Raw genomic sequence first — 17,249 nt, forward strand, 5'->3', positions numbered from 1 at the left:
GTGGAACGTTGCGCACCATTGCCTCAGTCGATAGCTGAAGCCTCAAGAAATGAGAAAGTCGCGTCATTCAAATCTGACCCAAACGTCAATCATTTCCGAACCCGGACTTAGTCTTCGGCGTTGTTTCCTTCGTTGGCTAGTTCGGCTTTTTGGCGCGGTGCGCAGAACGCCACAAGTTAAGTCAACGCGGACAGAAACGCCGAAATCGAATGACGAGGAACATGTCAAAAAGAAAAACTCAGTCACTTTCGACTATGGCTGCGCTCCAGACCCAGCCCGTCGGCGTGATCATCAACGCGCGGCTGTCTGTCGGAACGACCGCACAAAGGTACGGACGGCAGGATCCGCCGCAAACGGAGGAGCTGAGAGCGCATCGAAATCCGGTCTTGCGGACGGTGTGCTGAGCAGATGCCGAGACAAGTCCGCTGCAAGGGCGGCGGACTGCTTCGCCTCGATGATGGTCGAAGCCTCAAGACTGGCCTGAACCGCTGCATGGGCCTCTTCCCTATTCCCAAGCGCTAGATGGCACAGGCACGCGTTCAGATGTTTGCGGCCCAGCTCAAGCCCCAGCCCAATATCATTGCTCTCTCCGATGGCGCGGCGGATCAGGGTTTCGCCTTGCTCCACCGCGCCGGTACAGGCCGTGAAGAACCCGAAATAGGACCCGAATATCGGTCGCATCAGGCGCGCTTCGACCGTGTCCAGCAACCGACCTGCCGCCTCAAAAGAACTTCCGGCCCGCCCGATGTCACCTGCATGGGACAGAACCACACCGGCAGATAGCCGAGCGATGATATGTGCAAAAATATCTTCCGATTGCTGCACCAGTTCCTCGGCCGCTAGCGCCAGCGCCACGCTGTCCGAAGTCTGGCCCAGAAACATCAGCGACCGCGCCCCATAGCTCATTGCCAAAACCGACAAGCCAGGGTTGACGCCAAGTTCGTTATCCAAGTTACCTTTTTCTATCGCCCGAACAACATGTTGCATGTTCCGCACCGAGGTCCAATGTTCTTCGATACTGTAGTTTGCCAGACCGCTATGAAACGCGGCCCTGACCCTTAGCACCTCATCTTCGGTTTCATCGGCAATCTGCCTGATGCGGGCGGCACATTTCCGGGCCGCGGACGGCAGCCCCTGCAACCAGAGCAGATGGCTTTCGAACGCAAGTATTCGGCCCTTAACGCGTGGGTACTCATTTTCGATAAGCGCGTCGCTCGCCTGGTCGAGGCATGCTTTAACTCCGTCAAGGTCGGCGATCTGATACAGCGGGTTTCGCATCTCCAGAAGGATTTTGACGCGCATGCGGGAGCGAAGTTCCGTACCTTTCAGGTTTTTCGACGCACCTAGAGCCAACTCCAACAATTCCAACGCATGACTGTTCATTGCGCGCTCATTCGACTCCGTCGCCGCCGCCAGATACCCGTCGCAGGCTTCATCCCACAAGTGACCGAAATACGCGTGACGGGCCTGCAACAGCGCGTTGACATTCTGCCCGGCTGAAGAGAACGTCCTAAGGGCGCGATAGGCGGTGGCATGAAAGACAACCCGGTCACGCTCGATAATCGAGTTTTCAGTAATTTCCCGAAATAGTGGATGTTTGAAATACAATCGTGGTGTGGGATGCGTCGTCAAACGCCCGAGAATCCCGTCATTGACCAGATCACCGATTGTCGACAGCTCATACCCAAGATCGGCCAGCACCTGAGACAGCAACGCCTCGGGCATCATCTCACCCAGTATGGATGCAACTTTTAGCGAATGCTTTTGGGCCCGTGTCAGCTGATCGATCCGCTCGGCGATAACCGCTTGCAGCAACGGGGTCTGGACCGTAAAATTCAGGTCTTCAGAGGCCTTCGAACCCGTGCGCACATGCTTCATTGCCCTAACAATTTCTATCAGAAACAAAGGGTTACCTGCGGATTTACGCACTATATCACTCAGATTAGCCACCTGGTCGGAAACGGTCGTGTCAGGATTCCGGATCGTACTCCTGATATCCGTCGCCAGTTGTGTGGCGGCGTCTTCCGACAAGCCACCAAGCTTCAGAATCTCTATATTTTTAACGTCCCGCTCTATCAGGCCCGCCAAATTTTCAGGTCGGCAGGACAGGATAAAGTTGCCCTTAAACGCTGAACCTGCAGACATGAGTTGAAAGAATATTTCCCTGCTTTCGCTGTCTAGTTCAAAGAACTCATCGATCAGGATTGCCGGAACTCCGTGCTGCTGCCTGTGCTGCAATAAGACTTCAAATCCACGCCGGATCGTTGCGAGCTTCCGGGCGATCAGATCGTTCAGGTAACTGCCTTCGATTGCCCCGCGGTTTTCTTCCCTACCAAACAGCTCATAGTGTAGACTTCTCAGGCTAAGCTCATCGTCTGGCGACAATTTATCCAGCGTGGTATCTTTCAAGGCGTTGCTCAAAAACCCGTCCTGATTGGTTTTGCCGGCGTCCGGAACCAGTTGTTCAACACAAGCCCGGATACCAGAACACGGGTCGAAATGGCCGTAAAACCCCCTGCAATATAGCGCTGGGAACGCTTCTCCGGCCACAAGAATTTTGTGGCTTTCGAACATCAGCCTGGATTTACCGATCCCGGCATCTCCGGCGACAACAACGACCTTTTCGAGGTCGGAGGACCGCGCCCGGCAAATATCGATCAGGCGCAAGATTTCTTCCTCCCGCCCGATGAAAGGCGCCTGTACTCCACGCATCTCCTTCTGCTCGGTTCGGGACACCTGCACCAATCTATAGACGGGAAGCGCATCGACGATGCCGCGGATCGGTTGATCGCCCAGATTTTCAAATAGAAACCTGTCAAAAGCCAAATCTCGGGTCAGACGATCTGTCAGCGCGGTATCGGGCTCTGCCAGCGCCTGTAACCGCGAGGCCAGATGAACCGACACTCCTGTGGCATCATAATGCCAGCCTATATCGGTGCTGACCGGCCTGACCAGCGTTTCACCGGTGCAAATCCCGACGCGCACGGTGGTACCTGGCAGGGGCCAATCTGCGTCCTTCGTCAGTCCAATCATCTCCAAAGCCGCAAGGCAGGCATTTGCGGCATGTTTGGAATTCGCAACCGGAGCGCCGAACAGGAATAGGATACCGTCGCCCGCAATGGTCGCGATTGTGCCCGAATGGCGGTGGGCGATACCCGTCAGGGACTCGCGACTCTCCTCCAGAAGCAAGCTGGCTTTCTGGATTCCAATTTTGGAAATCGCCTCAAGAGAGCCGACAAGATCGACAAACAGAGATGTTACCAGCTTGAGCTCGGACTCGAACAAGCCATTGGTATCGTTCTGTTTTCCCCAGGATGCCAACTGATCCTAACCTCTGTCTGAGAAAATACTCTTGTCGCTGATGCTGGTTTCTGCCAGTCTTAAACGGAAACAATTTCCACATACTTTTTGATTTTCGGCAACAGTTTTATAACGGGGGTTAAGATATGGCCGACAATGACAACGAACCAACCATTGTTTTTCTGAACGAAATCTACCCATTTTTGTCCGAGCGCCGGGTGGTAAGAATATACTATCCGCCGGGCACCTGCACCAAACAATCTTACAGCTTTCCCTACGTCGTTCTCGCGGCGACGTCTGGGGTATTGTCGATTTCGATAAACGGCGAAACGCCGATGGATCAAGTGTTTGAACCGGGTGATCACTACGCCCGCAAGGTGCCAGAAGGCCTGGATGAATTCACCGTGGAAGTGTGCAACAACACGGACTCCCCGATCATTATTTTCAAAGACTCATAGGGCAATCGCAGGTTCAACCTTTGCCCTGACCTTTCCAGACCGCAGCTTCTGCATTCATCAGACGCCTGCCATGCCTTACGTTGGACCCCATCAGTTGATGGTAGGCGTTGCTGTTCTGCGCGGCGCGCCAAGACTACGACAGTCGCGTCAGAATGACCCTTTGGCGGGCGGGTTGGACCCCCCAGTTTCGGGATTTAGACGGAGATTGATTCAATTATGATAAGCTATCTCGCACTGGGCTTGGGTATTGTTCTGTTCACGTTGAGTGGATGCAACAACTCCGCCTTAAAAGTTTCATCTGGAATGACCTGCGCCCCGAGGCTCCCTCATTCATAACGAGAGTCTGCGGGTCTGGTTTTCATATTCTTGGTCGTCGGTTTGGGCAAGCGCTCTCTCGTTGTTTACTTCACAAACAACTGTCTGGCAGTGGTCGTGCGCGGAGCCTTCAAATTGCTCAAGCGCTCGACGCGCTTCTGCGGGTGTTTTGTTCGCCAGCGATGAATGGGGTCTGACGTGGTTGTAGTCGTATCGCCATAGGGCCAGCTTACGGCGGGCGTCATCCAGACTATCGAACAACTCCTCATTCAGCAGTTCATCACGCAGGCTGCCGTTGAACGACTCGATGAAGGCGTTCTGCTGGGGCTTACCTGGGTCGATGTAATACCAGTCCACGCAATTATCGTTCGCCCATTTTAGGATCGCTCGGCTGGTGAACTCCGTTCCATTGTCGCTGACAATGCTGGCGGGCTTGCCGTAAATGCGAACAGAGGCGCGTATTGACCCTCATCCGACCGTTTACCGTTGGGAGATCGGCGCCTACTCATCGCGACACCTCCGCCGGAAGTGCTTGGGCAAAGCATCCAGGTCGGGAATGTCACAGCCGATATGTGCCCGGACGAGCCGGGTTAGGCCGGATTTGGACACACAGTACCCGAGCGTGTCCCAGGCCGCTCCCCCAGCCGGAAACTGGGGTCTCTGACGCTAAAACAGCCATTGGATAAAGGCAATGGGTATTGCGCTCGAGGCGGAAGCAGACAAACACCCATTTCTTCAAGCCTGCGGTTTTTACAAAAATGCAAGATATGTCCCACAAACTCGGCTCGACCGTTGATCACCTTTAACGCAACAAGAGGATTTTGGGCTAGATCTTGATTTCTGGCCATGCTAGACAGATAAAAAAGAGGGACATCGAGTGAGAGCAATCGACTTATATGCTGGTGTAGGAGGCTGGGCCGTTGGGTTGAAGATGGCCGACGTAGAGTTGGTTTGCTCCTACGAGTGGTGGCAGCCCGCAGCCGATACGCATAGAGCAAACGGAAATTCGATTGTTAAAGTTTCTGACATCCGAAAGCTCAAAGTGTCCGATCTACCCGGCGGGATTGATCTGGTCGTTGGCAGCCCTCCTTGCACGCAATTTTCGTACTCCAATCGAGGCGGCTCCGGAAATATTTCTGACGGGCTCAAAGACATTAAGTGCTTCTTGGACGCTGTTCGCCACCTGAAACCTGCGCATTGGGCGTTTGAAAATGTGCCCAGAGTTAAGAAAGTGTTGGAAAACGAGCTATCCAAGGGAACTGCCTTGGACGAGTACCGCGATCTGCTAGAGGATGCCAATATTGAGGTGTTCGACATGGCCGAATTTGGCATCCCTCAAAGACGAAAACGCTGTATCGTTGGAACTTTCGACTTTGAACTTTTGCGATCCTACGGAAAACGGCTCGCCGTCAGGACTTTAGGTGATGTTGTCAAAGACCTAGCCCAAGGAAAAGACCCATGCTTCCAAAACCCAAGCGCTTTTTCAATTTCGGACAACGAAAAAGAAGCTGCGCTGAGCTGGGAGGAGGAACGGTTTAACCGGGATATGAAGGTCGCGCATCCTGTCTATAATGGCATGCCGTTCCCCGATCCACTTGACCGGACTAGCCGTACTGTAACCGCAACGTGCACTCGGGTTTCTCGGGAGAGCCTCGTAATCCTTGATGCAGGTACGCAAGCTTACCGACGTCTGTCCGTGAGAGAACGTGCCTCTTTGCAGAGTTTCCCAGTTACATTTCAATTCCTTGGAAAAAGTCACGCCGAAAAGCTGAAAATGGTGGGCAACGCTATACCACCTATCTTCACCTATCTGATTGCAGAAGCGGTCAAAGGCACAGCTTGCAGCAAACTCAAGCTCCCAGCAGAGATTGATGCAAACGCGCTCCTATCCAAAGCTACACCTACAAGAACCACTCCGGACACTGCAGGGCGTGTGTATCCTAGCGGGAGAAGATTTAGGTTTGCCATTCCCAACCTTCGCTTCAAGAGTGGAACTCGATTTGAGCTTGCTAACATAGATGGACCCGACAAATGGGGTGTCGGTTTCTACTTTGGTGATTCAAAGCGCATTGAGCGGCGAAATTTCGAAACTGAGGCACTGTTGGAAACGGCGTCATTGGTATCCGAGGATGTGGTATCTTTTGTTAAAGACCTGAGAATGCAAACCACTTCGGAACTAGAGGGCTTTGAGCTGTCAACACTGCAATCTACGTGGGTTAGGAACTCTGATGGCACACACCCGTTCGTGCTCATTGACGCATTGGGTGACTTGGCAGGTAAGGCGATCTCGGACGAAACGTGTACATCTCTTGCGATCAATGAAGTTCAAACACTGGTTTATCGCGCGCTTTATGGATCAGAAGACGAAGTAGCTCTCGCAAAAAACAAGATTACCTCGCTTGTTAAACCACTTGTGGTAGGAATGACGATAGCTGCCGCCGTCAATGAAATGCTTCGGGAAGTTTCGAGCCAAAGGATTGCTGCCGAGTAGCTAGACAAACATTGATTGCGGCATACCTAGGAACAGCATCGGTGTCCTACCTGCATCGCGCCTTTGCACACGCTTCTGCAATTGTCTCCAATTAGTAGTGGTTCCGCCGAATTTGTTCACCTTGAAAACCTCAGCGCTAGCTTGTGCAAAGGACTTTTCTGGGTGGCGTTCCGCCGCCAGAATCGCCTTGGCCTGAGCGTTCGTTGGGAACGAAAATTTATCTCTACCCTGGTGGTCAGTAAAGTGTCTGTGAAGTTTGCTGAAATCTTCCAGTTTCTGAATACCCCATTTTTCAAAATAGTGGGAAATCATCTGTAGCAACCCGTCTTCAAGGTGTTGGCTGCGCGTAATAATAATCCCAAGATCAATGACATTCAGCTCGTACAAGCGTCTAATCGATTGAAAGTCCCGATCAAAAAACTCATCCTTGTTGTTCCACTCGATCTCAAGTGCGATGAGCTGACCAGAAGCATTCTTCTTCAAATGATCGATTTCGTGCGATGTCGAACTCGACACAATTGGCTCAAATTGCCCTTGGAATTCAATGGTATTGCTCACCGTAATATTGTTCTTCCACCAGTCCTTATCATTCAATGCCGCCGTAAGCTCTTGAGTTTGGTCTGCTAACCCCCCTCCTCGCTTGATAATGCTGTCTTCTATTGAAAACTGAGACACAGTCAGAATTTGCGCCAGCTCTTCAAGCTCCGTATAAAACTCTTCTCTAATAATCACATCCGCAAAGTTGATGGATTGAATTTCCCATCCGGCTTCCTTCAACTGAATCAGTCCTGATTTGTCGCTCAAGGCTCAACTCCAATTAGTATCAATGGGACTGGAGGAAATGTGCGACCCTGTCGCACGATCTCATGAAGGTGTTTTTCGAAATACGGAGGACCACTAGACATCTGCTTTTCCAAAACTTTTGTCGGCACAATCTCAATCCCAAGATCAATTCTGTCATGCATAAAGTCTGCAGTGTGCTTGATGAATAGGTCGAACTGCACGAACGAGTATTTTCCAAACTGCACTTCGATCGAAACTCTGTCTTTTCGAAAATCTGCTGAGTTAAAGGTCTTTATTAGCGGCATATTCTTTGCAAGGAGGTACTCTCGCTGCTGGTCGAAGCTTAACTTCAACAGTTCGCGATTCGTCTGAACGTCATCGGAAACGTATTAGTTGTTCCGACCTGCTTTGGCCCAGCCCCTCTTGTCAAACTCAGCTCGAAACTCAGAGTTCATGGCATCAGGACTATACAGAAGGTCCCCAAGCGTCCTTTTGTCCTCCGACACCTTCGTTCTGCAGTCTTCGGCATTTACTGAAGAAATCACACTCTGAATTTCTTCCCAATGGCTTGGATGATGATAGGCTAACCACTCAAGGCCGTTGAAGTGGGAGTAAAGTGACGCAAGCTTCATCGATATTCTAAGACCTTAAAGCACCAGTTTCGATCAACAGACACCCAAGTGACGCTTCACGCAACATCAATCTGGCGGGTAGCTGGCAAAAATCGCCATTTTTTCCAATTAAATCAATTGTGGAGCGACACATAGTTTTTCCATTTTCAGGATTTCGGATCATTGATATTAAACGGAAATTTCACAGCCCGACGCGGCAGTCTTACCTTTTGCGACTCGAAAGCTTTCCACTTCGCATGACACACCGGATCTCAATGGAGGCCCTTAGTCTGTCCTTTGATCATCCTCAGCGGCGCAGATTGTCTCGATAGTCGCAAGAACATCTGCCAAATCTTGTTTCACTAGCTTGAGGCGTTCAGTCGTCATCGCTTCATTGCGCCCGGCCAATTCCAGCACAACAGCAAGCACGCTGTCTGAATGCCTCATCAGTTCGATCAGATGTTCGGCCGTTGGTCCGTAGGAACCAGATATCCAGTTCTTCACCGTTCGCTCGCTTGCTCCAGTCCACCGCATGGTTGCTTTTGCCGCCCTGCCTGCACCGCCAAGTTCTTGCGACAGCGCTGCGCTGATTGCTTGTCGGTATTCTGACGAAGAAACACGTCCTTCGCATTCTCGATGAAACGAGTTGCCCTTTTTATGCAACATGTTTCCGCCCCTCTCTCGTTAAGATTGAGAAAGGAATCGCAAAGATCCCGTACAGGTTTGCGAATTTGATACATGGGGGCCGCAGCATTGGGTTGGGCAGAAAATGATCGTGGAAAGGAAGACAACCGCAAGGCTGCGCAATACGTCCGTATGTCGACAGAACATCAGCGCTACTCAACCGAAAATCAGGCGGATGCGATCCAGCGATACGCCGAGGAGCGCGGCTACCAGATCATCCGCACGTACTCAGATGCAGGTAAGAGTGGCCTACGCATTCAGGGACGCGCTGGTCTCACCCAATTGATCGAAGACATCGAAGCGGGCCAAACTGCGTTCAAAACAGTTCTCGTCTACGACATCAGCCGTTGGGGGCGTTTTCAGGACGCTGATGAAAGCGCCTACTATGAGTACATCTGCAAGCGCGCTGGCATATCGGTCGAGTATTGTGCTGAGCAGTTCGAAAACGATGGCAGCCCAATGTCCACGGTCGTCAAGGGGTTAAAGCGGGCGATGGCAGGAGAATATAGTCGGGAGCTGTCTCAGAAGGTTTTCGCCGGACAATCTCGCCTGATTGAATTGGGCTATCGCCAAGGCGGCGCGCCCGGATTTGGCTTAAGACGGATGCTGATTGATGAAGCGGGCAAACCGAAAGGCATACTATCGCGCGGTGAACACAAGAGTATCCAAACAGACCGTGTGACACTGGTCCCGGGACCGGATCATGAAATCGCCATTGTGAACCAGATTTTCGAGAGCTTCGTTCATGATGGCCAATCCGAGGTTGAGATTGCTGCCGAGCTCAATGCACGCAGGATCAAAACCGACATGGATCGCAGTTGGTCGCCTGCAGTTGTACGTCAAATTCTGACCAACGAAAAATACATCGGCAATAACATCTGGAATCGCAATTCGTTCAAACTGAAGAAGCGCCACGTGCGCAACGATCCGAGCAATTGGGTGCGTGCGACAGGTGTCTTCGAAGCGATCGTCAACACCGATCTTTTCGCTGCGGCAGGTGCGATCATTGGATCGCGAGCGCAGCGCATGTCAGATGAAGAGATGCTCGAAGGTCTGAAAGAAACCTTGGAAGAGAACGGATTCCTTTCTGGGATTGTTATCAACGAAGCCGCTGCACTACCTTCGAGCGGGGCATATCAAAGCCGGTTTGGCAGTTTGTTGCGCGCATATAGTCTTGTGGGTTTCAAACCGGACAGAGATTACCGCTACATCGAGATCAATAGGCGGCTGCGCGGGGTGCATGCCGACATCATCCGGGACACCATTTCTGGCGTTGAGGCCGTTGGCGGACAGGTCGATCACAATCCGCAAACAGACACTCTTACCATCAACGAAGAGTTCACCGTGTCCGTAGTCATAGCCCGTTGCATGCAAACTGGTGCTGGCGCTTTTCGATGGAACATTCGCCTCGATACCGGCCACTTGCCCGACATGACCATCGTCGTCCGGATGGGACAGATGAATGAGTTACCACTGGACTACTATTTGCTGCCAACGTTTGACATGACCAAATCCAAGCTGCGCCTGTCGGAAAACAATGGCCTGTCCCTTGATGCATACCGTTTCGACGACCTCACGCACTTTTTTGATATGGCGGCACGCGCACCACTTCTGGAGGTTGCGTGATGAGCAATACCGCTTCCGAACAGACGGTGCAGGTTCCAGTCGACGCAATCACGGTGGTGAATCCGAGGATCCGTAATCAAAAGGTATTTGAGGAGATCACTGCCAACATCGCCGCGCTTGGACTGAAGAGACCAATCACGGTCGCGGTACGAGAACCTGAGAGCGATGGTGAACCAAGCTACGAGTTGGTGTGCGGCCAGGGGCGGTTGGAAGCCTTCAAAGCCCTCGGTCAGTCGGAGATACCTGCATTGTTATCAATGCCAGCAGTGAAGACTGTCTGGTGATGAGCCTCGTGGAAAATGTCGCACGTCGGCAGCACCATTCCCTTGATTTGCTGAGAGACATTCGGCGGCTCAAGGAAAGCGGCTATTCAGAACGGGAGATCGCAGACAAAACGCAGCTTTCCACCAAATATGTGCATGGCGTCCTTAGACTTTTGGAAGGCCACGAACATCGCTTGCTGCGCGCCGTGGAAAGCGGGAAGATTCCGGTGAGTGTCGCCGTCGATATCGCCGACGCGGATGACGTTGGTGTGCAGACGGTTCTTAGGCAAGCCTATGAGAAAAATCTCCTCCGTGGAGGGAGGCTTTTAAAGGCAAAGCGACTTGTGGAAGCACGCCAAAAGCATGGTAAAGGTCGCGCGTCATCTGACAGAAGTTCCCGCAAGAGCCTTTCAGTCGAGAGCTTGCTCAAGACTTACGAAAACGATGTCGAAAAGAAAAAAGTTCTACTGCGCAAGGCACATGCGACACGCAGTGAAATGCTCTTTCTCATTCAATCACTCAAGATCCTGATGGCGGACGAAAATTTCGTCACCTTGTTGCGCGCAGAGGGTTTGGCGAGTCTGCCGAGAACAATTTCTGATCAACTGACATCTCTGGAAGGCACGCAGTCATGACGACGACCCATCAAGAACGAACCGTCGCAGCGGCCTTTGAGCAGGAATTGGTGACCGTTCCGTTTTGTCAGATTGCGCCACTCTATCTGGTAAACTCACAAAAGAAGGCCAGCATCAAGTTCAGGCAGATCGCAACTTCCATTCAAGACATCGGCCTCGTCGAGCCAATGGTGGTTTCGCGTGATCCGCAAAACCTGGGACACTACACCTTGCTTGATGGTCATCTGCGGCTTGAGGTTCTGAAGGATCAGGGGAAGACGGATTCACGTTGTCTTGTTTCAACTGACGACGAAGCCTTTACCTACAACAAGCGGATCAACCGTCTCGCGACCATCCAGGAACACAAGATGATCCTGCGTGCGCTGTCATTGGGTGTCCCTGAGGCCCGACTTGCCAGCGCGCTTAACATCAACATCAGAACCCTGACACAGAAACGCAAGCTCCTCGACGGCATATGCACAGAAGCTGCAGAACTGCTCAAAGACAAGCAAGTCGCCCTGATCGGGTTTCAAATTCTCAAGAAAATGAAACCCATACGCCAGATCGAAGCGGCGCAATTGATGGTCGCCATGAACAAGTTCACCATCAACTATGCGCGGTCTCTGCTGGCAGCGACACCGGAAAACCTGCTGCTGTCGGCCGCAACGCCCAAGAAGATCAGGGGCATTTCGCGCGAACAGCTCGACTTGATGGAACGTGAGTCAGCCAGCCTGGAGAGAGAGGTGCGTCTTGTTGAAGACAGCTATGGAACCGACCATCTCGATCTGGTCCTCGCACGCGGGTACATCTCTAAACTGATGAGCAGTGAGCGGATCACGCGGTATCTGTCGCTGCATCACGATGAGTTCTTGCCCGCATTCGAAAAGATCACTGAGGGGGAAGCGTTCGCGTCCTGAAGGCGTCCCGCGCGGGGTAATTTGTTGGGGACCCGGACCCATGAAGCGCGGGGACCGCAGGAGACGCCGCACGGTGGGGCGGATCAAGGGCGGTGATGGGGACGGCGGCGAACCCGTCTGGGCCCATCAAGCCGGGCCATTTGCCCCGCAAGTTGGTTCCTGCCCGTCTGCGCGCGTCGTTTGCTCAGAAAGGCGCGCGCAGACATCAAGCTGCGGATCAGCCGCGTTGTTCAATCAATAACCTGAGCAGTTCTTCATCAAAGGCACTGTCCTCTTGTGTGCTAGGTTTGCCGCTGAATACCCAATCGCGGTCAAATCTCTCCATCTCGATGACCATCGCAACGGCTTCGCCGTTCTTGAATATCGGCACGAGCCAGTGATCCGCCTTTTCAAGTAATATCTGCCCCATTTCGCCCAGATCTTCGACATTCACTTTCTGTCTGCGGAGATAGGCGCATCTTGCTTTGTCCATTTGGTTTCCTTTCTTTACACACACCTGTTCCGGGTCCGACGGCATGTCAGACTGGCGGGTGTGAGAAGCGAAAACATCATCAGGACATCAGGCAGACCGTTCGTTTGAGGAACCGTGCGGCATCTTACGAGGCTGGAAGCGCATTTCCAAGATTGGACTGAATGCACTACCCTACGTTGATTTTATGGCCATAGCAAAGCAAGAACATCGCTGAACCGGTTTTATGTGAAGCGATCTCTGGTTGAGTAGTGGCCATTCAGTGGAACGAGTACAAAAGGCTGCCTCGCGGACTTTGCCGCCGTTGCCATTCAGTGTGTTTGCTGACGCAGCATTCGCTCGCAAGTGCAGCGCACTCTTCGCTGCGTTGCAGCCGGTGTCGCCAGAGCGGCCACTGCAATCCACTTCGAGGGACGAGTTTCAAACCGCCCTTTCGCCGCGAGCGGGATCGACCATCCAGGAGCGGACAAAGCGCCATTTCGCTTCGCACACGCCAATGGCTACTTTAGAGAAAATCTCCTTTTCCCGACGAGAACGGCTGAATCGGTGCAATTTGTTAGGGTCGGTTTCTATTGAGTAGGAAATCTGCAAGGTCGGGCCTCCCAGCACTATTTAGTCGACGCTGCACCCAGTGCCTCCTATCCCATCGTCTGTTCCGGGTTCGATAGACGGGCATTCTTCCTCTCCGTTGTTGATCGCCTCCTCAATAACGACAGGGGCTTCCACGACGGGCTCTTCCAGATTCTCGGTTCCTGAGCAGGCTGTCAGTATGAACAGGAAAAGGCAGTATCGAGTAGTTTTCATTCGGTCTTGTCCCTCTGACGGTAAAAATAAGCGCCAGCGCGGAATCGGTACTCTGCGTCGGCTTTCTGACCTGCCTTCATGGCAGCTGCTTTGTCTGCGAGCGTTTCAAAAACTGCCATCTGCGCTCGTTCATGTTCTTCTTTCAGTTCCAACAACTGATCCATGGTCAAGCCGCCATAATGAACTGCGCGTTCAAAATGTGCAGGCGTTTTGCCCATGACGTTGTCGGTTGCGGCAGACATGTGGTCCCCAAGATTACGTGTCAGATAGGCCAACTGATCCTCGGACCCTGCAAGAGGCTGATAAGACGTCTGACTCAGTCGCAGGATGTCATTGTCCAACGTTTCTACCGTTCCTGCACTAAGCAACGTATCGAGCATTGTTCGCGGATGAACATCCCGTCGAATGTCACGGGCAAGGGCCTCGAATGACGGTTCTGCGCCGTTCTTGGGAATATCCTGAGCCAGATAAGCTGGATCTGTTCGCCACCGCGCTACCAATGTTGCCAAGTGATTGGAGCGCACCGGTGTACGCGGTTCTGATTTCAGGCGAGCAATGTCACGCCTTTGCAGGCCGGTAAGAACTGAGATGCGGCTGTCTGTAACTTTTCCTTCAGACTGCTCAACCGCCGCCGCCAAATAATGCGCTTTCAATCGTTCCACCAACTCAGGAAACAGCACGCCGCGGGCAACCATTAGGCGCGCGAATGGAGCGAAGAGGGTATCAAGTAGATCTGGCACATGTGCTATATGCACATTTTTCTTGACGAGAGCAAGTCTCCATGAGATGTGTAAATTGCACATTTATAGGAGTTGCGTTGATGAACTATCTGCAAACCCGCGGGCCGAGCCCGGTTGGCGCAGCAATTGGTGCCGCGATTTTTGGAGTGTTTCTTTCAGGCTGCGCGGATGTCTCAACCCTCGGGAATCTGGAAGAACCTGTCGTGGAAGCCCCTGTCGTCGTTGAGGAATCTGCGGCCGTTTCCGCGCCTTTGCCCGCGTCACAACCGGTCAGGTCCGTTCCGCGTCAGGGTGTGTTGACTGCGGGCGACATAGATGACTCGCTCAACCTCGCTGCGTTTGCCCTACAGCAATTGAAAGCATCGAAAGCGCTCGGTCTGCCTCGAGCAGATTTGTCCACACCGATTTTAGCAACCTTCGTAGGAGAGGATAATCAACCTGCGCCGGGCGTTCGTTTCACTCTGAGAAAGCCCGGTGCGTCTCAGCCATTCTATGACGGGCTTTCTGGTGTTGATGGCGCGGTCACTGTGTTCCCCGCGGCATTGGGTGCTGGACGAGTCCCAACGGTTGAACTACGGGCCTTCACGGATGGATCAGTAGCTCCGATCACCCGAAGCCTCAAAAGTACTGGAACTCGCCAAACGGTCAGAGTGCCTGGGAACCAGAAGTGGCAACCCAGTTTTCTGGATCTGGCCTTTGTCATTGATACAACTGGCAGTATGGATGACGAGATGGAATGGCTGGTAAAGGATTTGGACTCCATACTGCGACAGGCCAAAAGCGGCGCGGGCGATGTCGATATCCGGCTTGGCCTTGTGGTCTATAAATCGAGGGGAGATCGCTATGTGGTCAAAAGCTACGGTTTCACCAAAAGCAACAAGCAGTTTCGCAAATGGCTCAGCGGTGAGCTGCCGACCGATGGCGGCGGTGGGTATCCCGAAGCGGTCGCAGACTCGCTGGAGGCGGGCGTATCACTGAACTGGCGCCGAGGACATGGCGAGCGGCTCTTGTTTCAAATCGGGGACGAGCCGCCCCACGAAACACAGACCCGGACCTATTTGAATGCCACCCAGAAAGCCGCACTGAACGGCGTCCAGATTTTCAGTGTCGAAGCTAGCAGCCAGGGGCCGCATCTTGAATACCTTATGAGACAGGGGGCATTGGTTTCGAACGGGCGCTACATATTCCTGACTGATGACAGCGGTGTCGGGTATGCGCATAACGAACCCTCTACCACGTGTTACCGTGTAACTCCCCTCAACGAACTTATGGTTCGCGTTATTAAAAGCGAACTCAGCGGGCGACGCATTGAAGCTTCGAGCCAGAATGTTATCCGAGAAGTCGGGAGTTATCGGAGCGGCAAGTGCATTTACTAGCAAGATCGGAACGCTGCTTTGAGCGGTCTCGAGGGTCTGCAAAGACAGCGTTTCTTCCGAATTCGGACATTCGTATGCGAATGTCAGCTTCTCTAATGCTGGCCAGCCGAAAAATCGTCGATTGACGACACCAGCTTCAACAGGTCGGCCTCATAGAAACCGGCGGCATTGATGCAATTCGTTTCGAGCATCTTCAGCCCGTCATCCGTGCGACAAATGTCGATAACATAGGCCGGTGCGTAATTTGGGTTTGCCTCCACCAACCTCTTGGCAAAATCCAAGGCATCCTCGTCAATTTCATGTCGGTAAACGACGCGCGAGCCTTCTTTGTAGAGAGAGAAAGTAACAATCTCATCTCTGACCACCCACAGTCGCCATTCTTTTTGAATGCGAACGGGCTTCGTGAACATCATTTCTGTATCGTGGCGAAGCGAACCTTTAGGTATCTCGTGCTCTTCTAGGGCAAGTACTTTGTTGGCCAAATCAATGATTTCACCAGTAGACTTTACGTTTCCGGGCTCTTCTTTGCTGTCTTCAACTGGGCGCAGGAACCAGTTTTTCCCGTCATCGGGAAATTGTTCCGGAATATCTCGCAGCGCTAAGAAAAGAGCATCCGCGCCATTTAGCAGAAATGGGTGCCACGATGCTTCATGGACAAAGGGCCTTATCTTGAAGACGCCGGGCTTAAGGCCGTTGGCCTTTGCGTATCGCCATAGGGTATAAGAACCGAACATCACAACGGCGTTCGGATCATCAATAGTCGGAGTTGGCGTCAGTTCGCCAATGAACGGAACAACCTTGTGCCAAGAGTAAGGGATTTCGAGCCGATCAAGTGCATCAGCCATCTTCCGAGTGTTCTCAAAATCCTGAAGTATCCATTGCATGAATTTGTACTCAAATCTGACTGTTTATCCCCTGCATAGAGAACACCATCCCGTTACATGCTCAACAGCAGACATTGGAATTGGGTGTAATCTCTGTAGGTCTGGGCTCGATCCGAACCGCTGCTGCGGAGCGAACGCAGGTCCGGTCCGGGTTGGCGAACGGCAAGTGCCGCCCGCCAACGTGGTTCAAATGTCGATTTGCTCGGCGATGCTCAGCGCATCTTCCAGCTCAACGCCAAGGTAGCGCACGGTGCTGTCCACTTTGGAGTGACCAAGGAGCAGCTGAACTGGGCGAAGATTGCCGGTCTTTCGGTAAATTTCGGCCGCTTTCGTCCTGCGAAGCGAATGGGTGCCGTACCCGCTCGGTTCTAAACCAATCGCCGTCACCCAGTCGCGGACGAGCCGACCGTACTGGCGCGTCGAGATGTGCGGGCGGTCATGGAACCGGCTCGGGAACATGAACCGGCACGCAAACATCTCGGGCGACTTGACCCAAGCCAGGACAGTTTCGCGCGTGTTTTCCGTCAGTTCAAATTGAACGGGGCGCTTGGTTTTGCTCTGGATCACAGAAACTCGCTCCCGCACGCGGTTATCTTTGACCAGATCAGCAACCGCCAGCTTCACCAGATCGCATCCTCGCAGTTTGCTTTCGATAGCCACGTTGAAAAGCGCAAGATCGCGCAGGTTGCCCGACAGTTCGAGCCGCGCGCGGATTGCCCAGACTTGTTTCGGCAACAGTGGTCGTTTCTGGCCCATGATCCGGCCCTTGTTCCAGGCTCTTCGTTTCGGGGTGACAGCGGGAAGTTGGACTCTTGGCATAGTGCGCCCTCCAATCCTCCCGCCAAACCTAGACATCAGCACCGTGCTGACACCTGAATTTTACAGGCAGTTTGAATGGCCGTTGTCAGGTTGCC

The 17,249-nt window shown here is 52.8% G+C and carries 15 protein-coding genes and 2 pseudogenes; 7 read left to right on the forward strand and 10 right to left on the reverse strand.

All coding sequences use genetic code 11. The features are described from left to right. Nucleotides 1-291 precede the first annotated feature (291 nt). Nucleotides 292-3,321: an ATP-binding protein gene (locus RUM8411_RS13305; protein WP_085823204.1), complete on the reverse strand. Its 3,030-nt coding sequence runs from the start codon at nt 3,319-3,321 to the stop codon at nt 292-294. 125 nt (nt 3,322-3,446) lie between these two features. On the opposite strand from RUM8411_RS13305, the gene RUM8411_RS13310 reads away from it, so the two are divergent. Next, entirely contained in the window at nt 3,447-3,758 is a 312-nt protein-coding gene (locus RUM8411_RS13310; RefSeq protein ID WP_085823205.1) for a cupin domain-containing protein, read from the forward strand. A 330-nt stretch (nt 3,759-4,088) separates the two neighbouring features. On the opposite strand, the pseudogene RUM8411_RS13315 reads toward RUM8411_RS13310, so the two are convergent. Further along, nucleotides 4,089-4,523 (reverse strand): annotated as a pseudogene (locus tag RUM8411_RS13315) (integrase core domain-containing protein); the annotation flags it as partial. A gap of 427 nt (nt 4,524-4,950) precedes the next feature. Here RUM8411_RS13315 and RUM8411_RS13320 point away from each other — a divergent pair. After that, nucleotides 4,951-6,564, forward strand: coding sequence for a DNA cytosine methyltransferase (locus RUM8411_RS13320; RefSeq protein ID WP_085823206.1), 1,614 nt, complete (start codon nt 4,951-4,953; stop codon nt 6,562-6,564). Here RUM8411_RS13320 and RUM8411_RS13325 read toward each other — a convergent pair whose 3' ends face one another. The 3 genes and pseudogenes from RUM8411_RS13325 to RUM8411_RS22845 all read right to left on the reverse strand — a co-directional run bounded on the left by RUM8411_RS13325 (nt 6,565) and on the right by RUM8411_RS22845 (nt 8,624). Then, entirely contained in the window at nt 6,565-7,368 is an 804-nt protein-coding gene (locus RUM8411_RS13325; RefSeq protein WP_085823207.1) for a BglII/BstYI family type II restriction endonuclease, read from the reverse strand. It abuts the gene before it with no gap. Beyond that, nucleotides 7,365-7,979: pseudogene (locus RUM8411_RS23315) on the reverse strand (BglII/BstYI family type II restriction endonuclease). The gene RUM8411_RS13325 and the pseudogene RUM8411_RS23315 overlap by 4 nt, the downstream one beginning before the upstream one ends. Nucleotides 7,980-8,243: 264 nt before the next feature. Next, nucleotides 8,244-8,624: a hypothetical protein gene (locus RUM8411_RS22845; protein ID WP_085823210.1), complete on the reverse strand. Its 381-nt coding sequence runs from the start codon at nt 8,622-8,624 to the stop codon at nt 8,244-8,246. Between the two features lie 72 nt (nt 8,625-8,696). Between RUM8411_RS22845 and RUM8411_RS13345 the strand changes: the two genes are divergently transcribed. The 4 genes from RUM8411_RS13345 to RUM8411_RS13355 are packed head-to-tail and all read left to right on the forward strand — an operon-like array spanning nt 8,697 to nt 12,062. Further along, complete coding sequence (locus RUM8411_RS13345) at nt 8,697-10,268, forward strand: recombinase family protein (protein WP_268808357.1); 1,572 nt, start codon at nt 8,697-8,699, stop codon at nt 10,266-10,268. Then, nucleotides 10,268-10,552 (forward strand): ParB N-terminal domain-containing protein, encoded by a 285-nt coding sequence (locus RUM8411_RS23035; RefSeq protein WP_234995228.1) that lies wholly within the window; start codon nt 10,268-10,270, stop codon nt 10,550-10,552. The genes RUM8411_RS13345 and RUM8411_RS23035 overlap by 1 nt, the downstream gene beginning before the upstream one ends. Beyond that, nucleotides 10,552-11,166, forward strand: coding sequence for a plasmid partitioning protein RepB C-terminal domain-containing protein (locus RUM8411_RS13350; protein WP_234995229.1), 615 nt, complete (start codon nt 10,552-10,554; stop codon nt 11,164-11,166). Before RUM8411_RS23035 ends, RUM8411_RS13350 begins: the two co-directional genes overlap by 1 nt. Continuing rightward, complete coding sequence (locus RUM8411_RS13355; RefSeq protein ID WP_085823211.1) at nt 11,163-12,062, forward strand: plasmid partitioning protein RepB C-terminal domain-containing protein; 900 nt, start codon at nt 11,163-11,165, stop codon at nt 12,060-12,062. The genes RUM8411_RS13350 and RUM8411_RS13355 overlap by 4 nt, the downstream gene beginning before the upstream one ends. 217 nt (nt 12,063-12,279) lie before the next feature. Here the strand turns inward: RUM8411_RS13355 and RUM8411_RS13360 are convergent, their stop codons facing one another. The 3 genes from RUM8411_RS13360 to RUM8411_RS13370 form a co-directional block, all read right to left on the reverse strand. Beyond that, entirely contained in the window at nt 12,280-12,534 is a 255-nt protein-coding gene (locus RUM8411_RS13360; protein WP_085823212.1) for a hypothetical protein, read from the reverse strand. 609 nt (nt 12,535-13,143) lie between these two features. After that, entirely contained in the window at nt 13,144-13,335 is a 192-nt protein-coding gene (locus RUM8411_RS13365) for a hypothetical protein (protein ID WP_085823213.1), read from the reverse strand. Continuing rightward, on the reverse strand, nt 13,332-14,138 hold the full coding sequence (locus RUM8411_RS13370; RefSeq protein WP_143534903.1) for a DUF6502 family protein: 807 nt from the start codon (nt 14,136-14,138) through the stop codon (nt 13,332-13,334). The genes RUM8411_RS13365 and RUM8411_RS13370 overlap by 4 nt, the downstream gene beginning before the upstream one ends. 17 nt (nt 14,139-14,155) lie before the next feature. Between RUM8411_RS13370 and RUM8411_RS13375 the strand changes: the two genes are divergently transcribed. Beyond that, nucleotides 14,156-15,451 (forward strand): vWA domain-containing protein, encoded by a 1,296-nt coding sequence (locus RUM8411_RS13375; RefSeq protein WP_085823215.1) that lies wholly within the window; start codon nt 14,156-14,158, stop codon nt 15,449-15,451. Between the two features lie 92 nt (nt 15,452-15,543). Here the strand turns inward: RUM8411_RS13375 and RUM8411_RS13380 are convergent, their stop codons facing one another. Further along, the gene (locus RUM8411_RS13380; protein WP_200818577.1) at nt 15,544-16,296 is read right to left on the reverse strand and encodes an ATP-grasp domain-containing protein; all 753 of its coding nucleotides are present in this window, start codon (nt 16,294-16,296) and stop codon (nt 15,544-15,546) included. A 225-nt stretch (nt 16,297-16,521) separates the two neighbouring features. Further along, nucleotides 16,522-17,154 (reverse strand): tyrosine-type recombinase/integrase, encoded by a 633-nt coding sequence (locus RUM8411_RS13385; RefSeq protein ID WP_085823217.1) that lies wholly within the window; start codon nt 17,152-17,154, stop codon nt 16,522-16,524. Between the last annotated feature and the right edge of the window lie 95 nt (nt 17,155-17,249).

This window comes from Ruegeria meonggei (assembly GCF_900172215.1).
In the GTDB taxonomy this organism is placed as follows: domain Bacteria; phylum Pseudomonadota; class Alphaproteobacteria; order Rhodobacterales; family Rhodobacteraceae; genus Ruegeria; species Ruegeria meonggei.

What these genes read in the sequence shown, in the direction of transcription:
- RUM8411_RS13310 (WP_085823205.1), top strand. Translation starts at nt 3,447, where the DNA reads ATGGCCGACAATGACAACGAACCAACCATTGTTTTTCTGAACGAAATC.
- RUM8411_RS22845 (WP_085823210.1), bottom strand. Translation starts at nt 8,624, where the DNA reads ATGTTGCATAAAAAGGGCAACTCGTTTCATCGAGAATGCGAAGGACGT.
- RUM8411_RS13345 (WP_268808357.1), top strand. Translation starts at nt 8,697, where the DNA reads ATGGGGGCCGCAGCATTGGGTTGGGCAGAAAATGATCGTGGAAAGGAA.
- RUM8411_RS23035 (WP_234995228.1), top strand. Translation starts at nt 10,268, where the DNA reads ATGAGCAATACCGCTTCCGAACAGACGGTGCAGGTTCCAGTCGACGCA.
- RUM8411_RS13350 (WP_234995229.1), top strand. Translation starts at nt 10,552, where the DNA reads ATGAGCCTCGTGGAAAATGTCGCACGTCGGCAGCACCATTCCCTTGAT.
- RUM8411_RS13355 (WP_085823211.1), top strand. Translation starts at nt 11,163, where the DNA reads ATGACGACGACCCATCAAGAACGAACCGTCGCAGCGGCCTTTGAGCAG.
- RUM8411_RS13360 (WP_085823212.1), bottom strand. Translation starts at nt 12,534, where the DNA reads ATGGACAAAGCAAGATGCGCCTATCTCCGCAGACAGAAAGTGAATGTC.
- RUM8411_RS13365 (WP_085823213.1), bottom strand. Translation starts at nt 13,335, where the DNA reads ATGAAAACTACTCGATACTGCCTTTTCCTGTTCATACTGACAGCCTGC.
- RUM8411_RS13370 (WP_143534903.1), bottom strand. Translation starts at nt 14,138, where the DNA reads ATGTGCAATTTACACATCTCATGGAGACTTGCTCTCGTCAAGAAAAAT.
- RUM8411_RS13375 (WP_085823215.1), top strand. Translation starts at nt 14,156, where the DNA reads ATGAACTATCTGCAAACCCGCGGGCCGAGCCCGGTTGGCGCAGCAATT.
- RUM8411_RS13380 (WP_200818577.1), bottom strand. Translation starts at nt 16,296, where the DNA reads ATGGCTGATGCACTTGATCGGCTCGAAATCCCTTACTCTTGGCACAAG.
- RUM8411_RS13385 (WP_085823217.1), bottom strand. Translation starts at nt 17,154, where the DNA reads ATGCCAAGAGTCCAACTTCCCGCTGTCACCCCGAAACGAAGAGCCTGG.